The 13,234-nt window shown below is 63.4% G+C and carries 11 protein-coding genes; 3 read left to right on the top strand and 8 right to left on the bottom strand.

The annotated features are described in order from the left end of the window. Positions 1-81: 81 nt before the first annotated feature. The 8 genes from H0I86_RS07905 to H0I86_RS07870 form a co-directional block, all read right to left on the bottom strand. Positions 82-1,653, bottom strand: a complete 1,572-nt coding sequence (locus H0I86_RS07905) for a flagellar hook-associated protein 3 (RefSeq protein ID WP_180924617.1) — start codon at positions 1,651-1,653, stop codon at positions 82-84. A 13-nt stretch (positions 1,654-1,666) separates the two neighbouring features. Then, positions 1,667-3,718: a flagellar hook-associated protein FlgK gene (gene flgK, locus H0I86_RS07900; protein ID WP_180924616.1), complete on the bottom strand. Its 2,052-nt coding sequence runs from the start codon at positions 3,716-3,718 to the stop codon at positions 1,667-1,669. A 10-nt stretch (positions 3,719-3,728) separates the two neighbouring features. Further along, a complete protein-coding gene (flgJ, locus tag H0I86_RS07895; RefSeq protein WP_180924615.1) occupies positions 3,729-4,991 on the bottom strand; it encodes a flagellar assembly peptidoglycan hydrolase FlgJ in 1,263 nt (420 codons plus the stop codon). 10 nt (positions 4,992-5,001) lie between these two features. Beyond that, positions 5,002-6,090: a flagellar basal body P-ring protein FlgI gene (locus H0I86_RS07890; RefSeq protein ID WP_180925804.1), complete on the bottom strand. Its 1,089-nt coding sequence runs from the start codon at positions 6,088-6,090 to the stop codon at positions 5,002-5,004. Between the two features lie 27 nt (positions 6,091-6,117). Further along, entirely contained in the window at positions 6,118-6,813 is a 696-nt protein-coding gene (gene flgH / locus H0I86_RS07885; protein ID WP_180924614.1) for a flagellar basal body L-ring protein FlgH, read from the bottom strand. A 51-nt stretch (positions 6,814-6,864) separates the two neighbouring features. After that, a complete protein-coding gene (gene flgG, locus H0I86_RS07880; RefSeq protein WP_180924613.1) occupies positions 6,865-7,650 on the bottom strand; it encodes a flagellar basal-body rod protein FlgG in 786 nt (261 codons plus the stop codon). A gap of 45 nt (positions 7,651-7,695) precedes the next feature. Further along, positions 7,696-8,436 carry a flagellar basal body rod protein FlgF gene (locus H0I86_RS07875; RefSeq protein WP_180924612.1) on the bottom strand — a complete coding sequence of 247 codons (741 nt, stop codon included), beginning with the start codon at positions 8,434-8,436 and terminating at the stop codon, positions 7,696-7,698. 323 nt (positions 8,437-8,759) lie between these two features. After that, on the bottom strand, positions 8,760-10,325 hold the full coding sequence (locus tag H0I86_RS07870; protein WP_180924611.1) for a sigma-54-dependent transcriptional regulator: 1,566 nt from the start codon (positions 10,323-10,325) through the stop codon (positions 8,760-8,762). A gap of 306 nt (positions 10,326-10,631) precedes the next feature. Between H0I86_RS07870 and phhA the strand changes: the two genes are divergently transcribed. The 3 genes from phhA to H0I86_RS07855 all read left to right on the top strand — a co-directional run bounded on the left by phhA (position 10,632) and on the right by H0I86_RS07855 (position 13,047). Then, positions 10,632-11,423 (top strand): phenylalanine 4-monooxygenase, encoded by a 792-nt coding sequence (phhA, locus tag H0I86_RS07865; protein ID WP_007930098.1) that lies wholly within the window; start codon positions 10,632-10,634, stop codon positions 11,421-11,423. A 71-nt stretch (positions 11,424-11,494) separates the two neighbouring features. Then, complete coding sequence (locus H0I86_RS07860; protein ID WP_180924610.1) at positions 11,495-11,851, top strand: 4a-hydroxytetrahydrobiopterin dehydratase; 357 nt, start codon at positions 11,495-11,497, stop codon at positions 11,849-11,851. Continuing rightward, entirely contained in the window at positions 11,851-13,047 is a 1,197-nt protein-coding gene (locus H0I86_RS07855; protein ID WP_180924609.1) for an amino acid aminotransferase, read from the top strand. The genes H0I86_RS07860 and H0I86_RS07855 overlap by 1 nt, the downstream gene beginning before the upstream one ends. Positions 13,048-13,234: the final 187 nt, after the last annotated feature.

Raw genomic sequence — 13,234 nt, 5'->3', positions numbered from 1 at the left:
GCGCGGGCCCCGGAACCGCTTAATGAAGACGGTTGACGGCTCGACGGCGCGGCCGCTCCCAAAGGAGCGGCCGGCTCAGGCTCAGACCTTGTTGAACAGGCCCAGCTGGGCAATCTTGCTGAAGGCCAGTTGCGAGGCTTGCAACATGGTCTGTTGCAGGGTCAGGCGGGTCATCACCTCGGCCGGGTCGGAATCGCGGATCGCCGACTGGGTCTGGGTGTTGGCCGCGCTCAGGCTCAGATTGGTCTCGTTCTGGATATCCAACGCCGAACCCCGACCGCCGATGTCGCTGACCGCGCTCGCCACCTGGTTGGCGCCGCTGGCCAGGTTGGCCATCCCCGCCTGCAACCCGGCGTTGAGTTTCTGGATGGCGACCGGATCACCGTTGGTGGGGGTATCCAGCACGGTACGCAGTTGGTGAATGGTGTCGAGGACGTTCTGGGTCTGGTGGTTGTTGACCGCCACCACATACTGGTCGCCCGCCGCCGGGGTGCCGCTGAAGGCGAAGTCCACGCCGGACGCGGTGGCGGTGGAGCCGGCCATGGTACCGGTGGAAACCGGCTTGCTGTCGGCTGTCAACGGCGACGCATACAGCTCGTAGTCGGTGGCGCTGGTGAACTTGAGGATCGCACCGCCGCTCGGGAAGCTGGCGTTGTAGGCGTTGCTGTTGCTGACGCTGGCTCCGGTCACGACCGCGGTCGACGGGTTGCCCGGGCTGCGCGAGACGTTGAAGGAATCGGGCTTGGCCGCCAGGGTGAAGCTGTGACCGGAGATCACCGCATCTGGGTTGGTATCGCCGGACTTCAGGTTGATGCTCAGGCGCAGATCGACGCCACGGAAACTGACAGTCTGTGCCTCGGCGCCCTTGCTGGAGGTGAAGGAGCCATTCTGGCTGGCTTCGGACGTCACGTCGTTGCCGGCGCTGTCGGTGATCTTGAACTGAGTACTGCTAAGGAAGCTGATGGTGTACGGCTCGCCGCTGCGGAACTCACTGTTGTACTTCGGATTCGAAGACACCTGGCCGTTGGACAGCGTCACCCGGCCGTCATCCACCGCCGGGGCGGTCATGCTGACCTGGCTGCGGCTGGTGTTGATGGCTTGCTGGAAGGCGGCCCAGCCGGTGGTGTTGGTGGCCATGGACATGGTGTCGCCCACTGGCAGGTTCAGCGTGGTCTGGTCGCCGTTGTAGCTGTAGGTGCCGTCGGAGTTGCGGCTGAACGGCACGGTGTCGCCCTTGGAACCGGCAAAGATGTACTTGCCGTTTTCGTCCTGGGTGTTCATCAGACTCAACAGCTGCTCTTCGATCTGCGCCAGCTCGGCGGCGTTGGCCTTGCGATCGTCGTCGGTGTAACCGGCGTTGCCGGCCCCGCTCGCCAGTTCCTGGGCACGCGCCAGAACGCTGGTGATGCTGGTCAGGACCGATTCGGCCTGGCCCAGGGAGGCCTTGATCGAGGTGGTGTTGGCCGAATACTGGCTCAACAGCGAAGCCTGCTGGCCCAGTTGCAGCAAGCGCGAGGCGCCTACCGGATCGTCGGCCGCGGTGTTGACGCGAATCAGGCTGCTGGCCTCTTCGCTGCTCTTGACCACATTGGCGAAGTTCTTCTGGTAGTTGGCAGCCGAGGATTCGTAAAACTGGGCGGTGGAAATACGCATGGACTACGACTCCTTAAAGGCTGTTGATCAGGGTGGCGAAGGTTTCCTGCGCCGCCTTGATGATTTGCGAGGACGCGGTGTAGTACTGCTGGTACTTGACCAGGTTGCCGGTTTCTTCATCCAGGTCGACCCCGGACAACGAATCCCGCGCGCCCTTGGCGTTGGCCAGGATCGCCTCGGTGGCCGCGCTGTCGAGCTTGCCCTGGCTGGCCTTGGCACCGACGTTCTCCACCAGCTTGCCGTAGGCGTCGACCAGGGTGATGCCCTTGCTGGCCGAACCGGTATCCACAGTCTGCTTGGTCTGTAGCCCCGCCAACGCGATGCCGTTGCGGTTGTCGGTGGAACCGGCGCCGTTGAACTTGACGTTCAGCCCTTCGCCGTCCTTCGGCGAGCCGGCGACGCTCATTTCCACGGTGAAGGTTTTCTGCACCGGCGGCGTGCCGCCGTCGGTGATCGGGTTGCCGCTGGCATCGACCATCTTGATCTGCAGGTTCAGGGTGTTGTTCTGCCCCGGAACGATCGAACCGGTGCCCATCAACGTGCCCTTGGCATCGTAGTACTTGTAGCCCTGGCTACCGCCCGCGGGGGCGTCGAAGACCAGCTTGACCGGTACCGAATTCTTGATCGCGGTCTGCATCTCCGCGTTGGCGGCCGAGTTGTAGATGTCCAGCGCCGGCTTGACTGTCGGCAGGCCTGAAATGCTCAGCGAACCGGTGGCCCCTGGCAGCACTTCGGCATTCAGCGGCGCGGCGATGGCCAGGCGCTTGGCGTCGGTCAGTTCGGTCTTGATTGTGGTCGCCGCGTTGCGGGTCGGGGTGATCTTGAAACTGTCGCCGGCGCTCATCGCCCCGCCGTTGAGGCTCAGGGTGAAACCGTCGATCACCGGTGGCGGCGTGGTGGTGGTGCTGAACGCGCCCAGGCTGGTGCCGTCGGAGCGCTTGACGGTGTAGTCGGTGGCGCTGGTGAAGGTCACCTGGTAGTCGCTGATGGTCAGTTTGCCGGTGTCCTTGATGGTCACATCGAGGTTGCCGGAGCCCGCGCTGTTGTTGCCGCTGGCAATGCTGCGCTGGCTGATCAGGGCCGCACTGTTGATGTTGTTGAACAGCGCCGCGCCGAACTCACCGTTCTTGTCGATACCTTGTCCGAGCTGGCTGTTGACCTGGTCGGCGATCACCAGAGCCACGCGCCCCAGTTCGTTCATCGCCGGGTCCAGCACCTCGTTGCGATAGCGCAACAGGCCGCCGATCTCGCCACCGGTGACCACCGAGGTCACATCGATCACGCTCGAGCCGCGATTGAGTTGCAGCGAAGAACGGGTCGGGTCGGTCTTGCCGGCGACCACTTCCAGCTTGCTGGAGGTGTTACCCACGACCAGCGGCTGGCCGCTGCCCAGGTACAGGTCGATGTTCGAGCCGCGCTCCGAGACATCCACTTTGACGAAGGTCGACAGCTGGCGCAGCGTCTCGTTGCGCGCGTCGAGCAGGTCGTTGGGCATGCCGCCGCCGCTGGAGACTTCGGAAATCTTCTGGTTCAGCTGGGCGACAGTGGCCGCCAGCCTGTTGACCTGGTCAGCCATGCTGCTCAGGTTGCCGTTGATGTTGGCGTTCTGCTCGTTCAACTGGCTGGAAACGGAATTGAAGCGGTTGCTCAGGGCTTGCGCATCACTGAGCAGCAATTGGCGCGAGGCATCGTCGGTCGGCTTGGCGTTGACGTTCTGCATCGAGGCAAAGAACTTGGTCAGCGCGCCGGTGATGCCGGTGCCGCTGTCCGACAGCAGCTTGTCCACCGGGGTGATCTGGCCCAGGTAGGCGGCGGCATCGCTGTTCAGCGAGGTGGTGGTCTGCAGCTGGGCATCCAGGTAGCTGTTGTACACCCGGCGCACGTCGGCCAGTGTGGTACCGCTGCCAATGAAGACATTGCCGTACTGGTTCGAAGCCTTGCTGCCCTGCACGGTCTGCTGGCGCGAATAACCGGCGGTATCGGCGTTGGCGATGTTGTTACCCGTGGTCATCAACGACGTTTGGCTGGCTGACAGCCCCGACATCCCGATATTGAGCAAACTCATGATTCAGACCTTATAAATTCGTGGAAGCGCCCGCCGCAGCGTAGTTCTCGTAGCTCTTCATCTGCTTGGCAATCTGCGAAATCTTGCTTGCGTAGTCCGGGTCGGTTGCATACCCGGCCTTTTGCAATTCACGTACAAACTGTTCGGGGTTATCGGCCACCTTCAGCACTTCTTGATAGCGATTGTTGCTCTGCAACAAGGTCACCAGATCGTGGAAGCTGTCCTGATACGAGGCATAGGAACGGAACTCGGCCGTCTCCTTGACCATCTGCCCATTTCTGAATTCGCTGGTGATCGCCCGCGCCTGGTCGCCCTTCCAACTGCTGCCGGCCTTGATGCCGAACAGGTTGTGGCTGCTGCTGCCGTCCTGCTGGCGCATCACCGATTTGCCCCAGCCGGTTTCCAGCGCGGCCTGGGCGACCAGGTAGCGCGGATCGACCCCGATGCGGTCGGCGGCCTGCTGCGCCATCGGCAGCATGGTGGCGACGAATTCGTCCGCCGAGCTGAAGGCTTTCTTCGCCGGCGCCAACGGTGGCTGGGCCACGGCGCGGCCATAGATCTGCATGCGTCCGTGCGGCACCGCGGCAAAGCTGCGCGAGCTGTTCTTGACCAGCGCGTCGGTCGCGGCCGTGGTGCGTTCCGGCAAGGCCGTCCGGTTGGTGGCGGCACTGTCGGCCGAAGGCACGATGCCCGCCAGCAAGCGATCGGTCAGCTTGCTCGGCAGGGAAATGCGCCGCTGGTTGAGCAGCGCCATATCGTTATGGCTACCGCTGTCGGCGGCGCGCTGTGGCTCCAGCGCACGGGAGGCCCACAGCGGACGCTGGCCATTGACCCGCGACAACGGGCCGCCCAATGCCGTGGTGCCGGCAGCGATGGCGGTTGGCGTCGCGACCTTTTCAGCCTGGGCACCGGGCAAGGTCGAGGCCGCTGCCGCAGTGGTGGATTTGTTCTTCGACATCTGACGCATCAGCACATCGGCCAGGCCAATGCCGCCGCCCTCGCGGGACATGGAAACCGCCAGCTGCTGGTCGTACATTTCCTGGTATTGCTTGGCCGCCGGGGTGTTGAGCGGGTTGTCCTTGCCCAGCGCTTCGGTGGCCGAGCGCATGGACTTGAGCATTTCGTTGAGGAACAGCGACTCGAACTCCTGCGCCACCTTGCGCATGTTGGCGTCGTTGTTCTTGTCGCCGACCTTGAGCTGGTTAAGCCGGTTGAGGTCCGAGTAGGAACCCGAATCGCCGCTGCTGACCAGACCGCTCTTGCGAATATCCATGGCCCCTACCTCAAATCACGATCAGGTCGGCTTGCAGCGCGCCGGCCTGTTTCAAGGCTTCGAGGATCGCCATCAGGTCGCCCGGTGCCGCGCCGACCTGGTTCACCGCACGCACGATCTCGTCGAGGGTGGTACCCGGGCCGAACTTGAACATCGGCTTGGCTTCCTGCTCGGCGTTGACCCGCGAACGCGGCACGACCGCGGTCTGCCCGTTGGACAGCGGCCCCGGCTGGCTGACGATCGGGTCTTCGGTGATGGTCACGGTGAGGCTGCCGTGGGTCACGGCGGCTGGCGACACCTTGACGTTCTGGCCGATGACGATGGTGCCGGTACGCGAGTTGATGATGACCTTGGCCACCGCCTGCCCCGGATCGATTTCCAGGTTCTCGAGGATCGACAGGTAGTCGACGCGCTGGCTCGGATCGAGCGGCGCGGTAACGCGGATCGAACCGCCGTCGATGGCCTGGGCCACGCCCGGGCCGAGCATGTCGTTGATCTTGTCGACGATGCGCTTGGCGGTGGTGAAGTCGGAACGGTTGAGGTTCAACGTCAGGCTGTTGCCCTGGTTGAAACCGCTCGGCACCGCGCGCTCCACCGAGGCACCGCCAGGGATGCGACCGGCCGACGGAACGTTGACCGTGATCTTCGAACCGTCCCGGCCTTCGGCGTCGAAACCTCCCACCACCAGGTTGCCCTGAGCGATGGCGTAGACATTGCCGTCGATCCCCTTGAGCGGCGTCAGCAGCAAGGTGCCGCCGCGCAGGCTCTTGGAGTTACCGATGGAGGACACGGTGATATCCACCTGCTGCCCCGGCTTGGCGAACGCCGGCAGATCGGCGCTCACCGAGACCGCCGCGACGTTCTTCAGTTGCACGTTGCCGGAACCCGGCGGCACCTTGATGCCGAACTGCGACAACATGTTGTTGAAGGTCTGCAGGGTGAAGGGTGTCTGGGTCGTCTGGTCGCCGGTGCCGTTAAGCCCGACCACCAGGCCGTAGCCGATCAACTGGTTGGAACGCACGCCGGAAATGCTGGCGATGTCCTTCAGCCGTTCGGCTTGAGCGTTGCAGGCCGCCGAGAGCAACAGCGCGGCCAGCATGAGGCGTTTGAAATTCAACGTAGCCACCTAGAAAGGGAACAGCGGGCTGAGGAAGAAACGGTCGAACCAGCCCGGCTGGCTCGCATCGGCAAAGGCACCGGTGCCCGAATAGGTGATGCGTGCATCGGCGACGCGGGTCGAGGACACCGTGTTGTCGGTGGCGATATCGTCGGCGCGCACCAGGCCGGCAATCCGCACCAGTTCGTCGCCGGTGTTGAGGGTCAGCCACTTCTCGCCGCGCACGGCGATGATGCCGTTGGGCAGCACGTCGGCCACCGTCACGGTGATCGAGCCGGTCAAGCTGTTGCTCTGCCCGGACTTGCTGTCGCCCTTGGTCGCGCGCTCGCCTTCATAACCGACGTCCAGGCTCAGGTCGCCGCCGCCCACCGGGTTATTGGTGCTCAGGCCACCACCGAAGAACGACGTCAGGCCGATGCCGGTCTTGCTGTTCTTGTCGATCTGCGAGTTGGCGTTCTTGCTCGCCTGGGTCCGCTCGTTGAGGGTAATGGTGATGATGTCGCCCACGCGGAACGCCTTGCGGTCGCTGTACAGGTTCTGCTCGAAGCCTGCCTGGTAGATCGAGCCGTTGTTGGCCGCAGCCGGCAACGGAGTACGTGGCAACACCGGAGCGTAATACGGGTCATTGGGCTTCGGCGTCGGGGCCACGCAGCCTCCGAGCACGACGAACCCACTCAGTGCGAGAACAGATACAAAGCGATTCATGACCCTACCTCATGGTGTTGCAGGCGGCCGCCGGGCCGCCCCAGGACTTGATTACAGATTCTGCGTGACGAACGAGAGCATCTGGTCGGCGGTGGAGATCACCTTGGAGTTCATCTCGTAGGCGCGCTGGGTGGTGATCATGTTGACCATCTCCTCAACGGTGCTGACGTTGGAGGTTTCCAGGGTGTTCTGCAGGGTGGTGCCGAAACCGTTGAGGCCCGGGGTACCGACCTGCGGCGCGCCGCTGGCGGCGGTTTCCAGGAACAGGTTGTTGCCCACCGCTTGCAGGCCGGCCGGGTTGATAAAGTCGGCGGTCTGCAGGTTGCCGATCACTTGCGAGGCCGGGTTGCCGGCGGTGGTGATCGAGACGGTGCCGTCCTGGCCCACGGTGAAGGTCTGGGCATCGTTCGGTACGACGATCGCCGGCTCCAGCGCGAAGCCGTTGGCGGTGACGATCTGGCCGTTGGAGTCCAGGTGGAAGGTGCCGTCACGGGTGTAGGAAGTGGTGCCGTCCGGTTGCAGGATCTGGAAGAAACCACGGCCGTTGATGGCCATGTCCAGCGGCTGCTCGGTGGTCTGCAGGCTGCCGGCGGTGAAGTTCTTCTGGGTGCCGACGATGCGCACGCCGGTACCCAGTTGCAGGCCCGATGGCAGCTCGCTGTCCTGGGTCGACTGGGCGCCAGGCTGACGCTTGATCTGATACAGCAGGTCCTGGAACTCGGCGCGATCACGTTTGAACCCCGTGGTCGAAACGTTCGCCAGGTTGTTGGAAATGGTGGTCAGGTTAGTGTCCTGGGCGGACAGACCTGTTTTGGCAACCCACAGAGCCGGAAGCATTCGATTCTCCTCGTGCGCCTGTTTTACGGCGCGACGTACTGGTAATTAGCTGATCTGCAAGACCCGAGCCATGGCCTGGTCGTCTTCTTTGGCGGTGTTCATCATCTTGATGTGCAGTTCGAACTGCTTGGAGAGCGCCAGCACCGAGGTCATTTCCTCGACCGCATTGACGTTGCTCGACTCGAGGAAACCCGAGACCAGTTGCACATTGGCGTCAGCCGCTGCCGGCTTGCCGTCCTTGGTGTGGATCGAACCGTCCAGACCCTTGGTCATGTTCTTCAGGTCCGGGTTGACCAGCTTGATGCGGTCGACCTCGGCCATCACCCGTGGGCCTTCGCCCATGGCGCGGATGCTGATGGTGCCGTCCTGGCCGACTTCCACCTGCTGCTCCGGCGGCACGGCGATCGGGCCGCCGTTGCCGATCACCGGCATGCCGTTGCCGGCGCGCAGCACGCCCAGGGCGTCGATATTCAGGCTGCCGGTGCGCACGTAGCTTTCACCGCCATCCGGGGCCTGCACGGCGATCCAGCCATTGCCGCTGACCGCCACGTCGAGGTCGCGACCGGTTTCCACCAGCGAGCCCGGGGTGAAATCGGTAGCCGGACGCTCGGACATGGCAAAGGCCCGCGCCGGAAAGCTGTCACCAAACACCGGCATCGAACGCGCCTGCTCCAGGTCGCGCTGAAAACCGTTGGTGGAGATGTTCGCCAGGTTGTTGGCATGCGCCTTTTGCGCCAGCGCATTCTGGCTGGCACCGGTCATGGCCACATAAAGGTACTTGTCCACAGTCTTTCCTCTGCATGTCGGACGTTTGCCGTCCACCGCTGTACTGCTGAGCCATAAGCAATAAGCGCACCAACTTGTTTTTCGGGCGGCCGAAGGCAGGAAATCCGGGAGCTTGAGGGCGGTCGAAGGGAATCGGGCGATTGTGTCGAAGACGAAAAACCGGCGCAGATATGCCGCTTACGGCAAGGCTCGGCCTCTGTACCGCCATGTAGCCGCTGCCGCAGGCTGCGATCGAGGCCGAAGGACTCGCAAGGCTGGCGCCACGATCGCGGCTTCAGGCTCGGCGGAATACCAGCCAGGCCGATCGCAGCCTGCGGCAGCAGCTACTCCGGACCGTTGCCCTTGCCCACTTCGTACTCGCGCAGCTTGTTGGCGATGGTGGTGTGCGACACGCCCAGGCGCTTGCCCAGCTGGCGGCTGCTGGGGTGTTCGGAATACAGGCGTTCGAGCACCGCCTTTTCGAAGCGCCCGACGATTTCGTCGAGGCCGCCTTCCAGGGAGAAGTCGCCAAGGGGTTGGCGCACGCCGTAGTCCGGCAGGCGGATGTGTTCGGCCTTGACCGTGCCGCCGTCGCACAGGGACACCGCCTGGAACAGCACGTTTTCCAGCTGCCGCACGTTGCCCGGCCAGTGGTAATGGCTGAGGCGCTCCATGGCCGCCGGCGCCAGCTTGGGCAAGGCGCAGCCGATCTGCCGACTGGCCTGGTCGAGGAAGTGCTCCACCAGCGGCGTCAGGCCGTCGAGGCATTCGCGCAACGGCGGGATATGCAGGGACAGGACATTGAGCCGGTGATACAGGTCCTGGCGGAACTCGCCGCGGGCGCACAGTTCCGACAGGTCGACCTGGGTCGCGCAAATCACCCGCACGTCCAGGTACACCTCTTCGTCGCTGCCGACCCGGCGGAAGCAGCCATCCTGCAGAAAGCGCAGGAGCTTGACCTGCAAGCGCGGGCTCATCTCCCCTACCCCATCGAGAAACAGCGTGCCGCCGGCGGTCAGTTCCAGCAGCCCGAGCTTGCCTTCGGCCCGGGCGCCCTCGAAGGCCCCCGGCCCGTAGCCGAACAGCTCGGTCTCGGCCATGGATTCCGGCAGGCCGGCGCAGTTGAGTGCCATCAGCGGCGATTGCCCGCGCGGGCTGGCCAGGTGGCAGGCGCGCGCCAGCAGTTCCTTGCCGGTGCCGGTCTCGCCTTCGATCAGCAGCGGCGCGTCCAGGGGTGCCATGCGCCGCGCTTCGCGCACCACCGCGGCCATGACTTTCGAACTCTGGAAGATGCTGTCGAAGCCACGCAGCTCCTGCTTGCGCACGTTATAGATGCGCTCGCCGACCCGGTCCGCGCGGTGCAACGTCAGTACCGCGCCGGCCATGGCCTCGCTGTCGTCGTGCTCCGATTGCAGCGGCGCGATGTCCGCCAGAAACACGTCACCCTTGACCTTGACCCGCAGGCCGTTGATCCGCGACTTGTTGGCCCGCACCAGTTCCGGCAGGTCGAAATCCTCGGCATAGCGCGACAGCGGAATCCCCGGCACCTCGTCTACCCGTACGCCCAACAGCTGCGCCGCCGCGCGGTTGGCGGCGACGATGGAACCGCCCATGTCGATGGACAGCACCGGGAACTCCAGCGCCCCGAGCAGGGCATTGAGCTCCATGTGCCGCCGCTCGCTGGGCATCAGCCCGACCCGCTTGACCCCGAACACCCCGGCGATCGACTCGAACTTCGGCCGCAGCGCCTGGAACTGCAGGTTGATCAGGTTCGGGCAATGCAGATAGATGGCATTGCCATGCTCACCGCCCACCTCGCCCCGGGCGACGTTGATACCGTACTCCACCAGCAGGTTGAGAATGTCGCGCAGGATGCCGATGCGATTCTGGCAGTGGACTTTGATACGCATAAAGGAAAGGCCCGAAACAGGTAATGGAGGGCGTGAACGCCAGAAAGCGGCTTTATTTGGCACCGTCCGGCACGAACTTTCTGCGGTGTCGCGCAGATAATCGTCAAGATTATGTGACAGCCACCGGCCTTTTCAAATCGACTATTCTCAGTAATAGCGGACCTGCGACGATTTCGTAACGAAAACTTTACGAAATCAACCCCGATCCGCCCATTACGTTCACGTCAACCTGCTGCATGGGCTGCAACCTTGGGTTATCTCTAGCGTCAACTGATAACAAGAAGCAGCCCCTGACAGGAGAGCAGCATGAAGCAGACGCAGTACGTGGCCCGCGAGCCCGACGCGCAAGGTTTTATCCACTACCCCGATGAAGAACACGCGGTGTGGAACACCCTGATCACTCGTCAACTGAAAGTGATCGAGGGTCGTGCGTGCCAGGAATACCTGGATGGCATCGAGAAGCTCGGCCTGCCCCACGACCGCATCCCGCAGCTGGGCGAAATCAACAAGGTGCTGGGCGCAACCACCGGCTGGCAGGTAGCCCGGGTGCCGGCGCTGATCCCCTTCCAGACCTTCTTCGAATTGCTCGCCAGCAAACAGTTTCCGGTCGCGACCTTTATTCGTACCCGCGAAGAACTGGACTACTTGCAAGAGCCGGACATCTTCCATGAGATCTTTGGCCACTGCCCGCTGCTGACCAACCCCTGGTTCGCCGAATTCACCCACACCTACGGCAAGCTCGGCCTGCAGGCCACCAAGGAAGAACGGGTGTACCTGGCGCGCCTGTACTGGATGACCATCGAATTCGGCCTGCTGGACACCCCACAGGGCCAGCGCATCTACGGCGGCGGCATCCTCTCCTCGCCGAAGGAAACCGTCTACTGCCTGTCCGACGTGCCCGAACACCAGGCCTTCGACCCGCTGGAAGCGATGCGCACCCCGTACCGCATCGACATCCTGCAACCTATCTACTTTGTGCTGCCCAACCTCAAGCGCCTGTTCGACCTGGCCCATGAAGACATCATGGCCCTGGTTCACCAGGGCATGCAGATGGGCCTGCACGCCCCCAAGTTTCCGCCCAAACCCAAGGCGGCCTGAGCACCCTGCCCTCGCGCGGCGCTCATAAACCCCGTAATTTCCACAACAAGAACCGATTTCAGGAACCCACCATGACCGCTCTCAACCAAGCCCATTGCGAAGCCTGCCGTGCCGATGCCCCACAAGTCAGCGACGAGGAACTGCCGGTACTGATCAAGCAGATCCCCGACTGGAACATCGAAGTGCGCGATGGCGTCATGCAACTGGAAAAAGTCTTCCTGTTCAAAAACTTCAAATTCGCCCTGGCCTTTACCAACGCAGTGGGTGAAATTTCCGAGGCAGAAGGTCATCATCCTGGCCTGCTCACCGAATGGGGCAAGGTCACCGTGACCTGGTGGAGCCACTCCATCAAGGGCCTGCACCGCAACGACTTCATCATGGCCGCTCGCACCGACGAAGTGGCCCAGACCGCAGAAGGACGCAAGTAATGCATTTCGACGCCATAGGCCGAGTACCCGGCGACCCGATTCTTGGCCTGATGGAGGCCTATGCGTCGGACAGCAACCCACGCAAGTTCGACCTCGGCGTCGGTGTCTACAAGGATTCCCAGGGCCTGACGCCGATCCCGCAGTCGGTCAAGCTGGCCGAGCAGCGCCTGGTCGACCGGCAGACCACCAAGATCTACATCGGCGGCCACGGCGACGCGGCCTTTGGCAAGGTGATCAATGAACTGGTGCTGGGCGCCGATTCGAAGCTGATCGCCGAACGACGCGCCGGCGCCACCCAGACTCCGGGCGGCACCGGCGCGCTGCGCCTGAGCGCCGACTTCATCGCCCACTGCCTGCCGGGCCGTGGCGTGTGGTTGAGCAACCCTACCTGGCCGATCCACGAAACCATCTTTGCCGCCGCCGGCATCCCGGTCAGCCACTTCCCCTACGTCGACAGCGACAACCGCCTCGACGTCGAGGCCATGCTGGCGACCCTGAACCAGGTACCCAAGGGCGATGTGGTGCTGCTGCATGCCTGCTGCCACAACCCCACCGGTTTCGACCTGAGCCACGATGACTGGCATCGGGTGCTGGACGTGGTGCGCAGCCGCAACCTGCTGCCGCTGATCGACTTCGCCTACCAGGGCTTCGGCGACGGCCTGGAGCAGGATGCCTGGGCGGTCCGCCTGTTCGCGGCCGAGCTGCCCGAGTTGCTGATCACCAGTTCCTGCTCGAAGAACTTCGGCCTGTACCGCGACCGCACCGGCGCGCTGATCGTCTGCACCCGGGACGCGGAAAAGCTGCTGGACGTGCGCAGCCAACTGGCCCACATCGCCCGCAACCTGTGGTCCACCCCGCCGGATCACGGCGCCGCAGTGGTCGCCACCATCCTCGGCGACCCGGAGCTGAAAAGCCTCTGGGCCGACGAAGTGGAAGCCATGCGCCTGCGCATCGCCCAGTTGCGTTCGGGCCTGGTGGAAGCGTTGCAACCCTTCGGCCTGGCCGAACGCTTCGCTCACATCGGCGTGCAACGCGGGATGTTCTCCTACACCGGCCTGACGCCGGAACAGGTCGGCAAACTGCGTAGCCAGCACAGCGTGTACATGGTCAGCTCCGGCCGGGCCAACGTCGCCGGTATCGACGCCACCCGCCTGGACTTGCTGGCCGAAGCCATCGCCGAAGTCTGCAAAAACTGAAAAAAGCTATCGCGGGCAAGCCTCGTTCCTACGGATGTCACCTGAATTCCGTAGGCTCGAGGCTTGCCCGCGATGCCGTTAAAAGATCCCCCGCCCGATGAAACACCTTTCATCCCAAAACCCCAGATAAAAATCTTTTTGTCATTTCCAGTGCTGTATCCTGCCGAGGCTTTTTAAAAGCGCGGAT

The sequence above is a fragment of the Pseudomonas chlororaphis subsp. aurantiaca genome, assembly GCF_013466605.1.
In the GTDB taxonomy this organism is placed as follows: Bacteria; Pseudomonadota; Gammaproteobacteria; order Pseudomonadales; family Pseudomonadaceae; genus Aquipseudomonas; species Aquipseudomonas chlororaphis_I.
The sequence above is the reverse complement of the archived record's forward strand: the minus strand, read 5'-3'. Positions and strand labels throughout refer to the sequence as shown.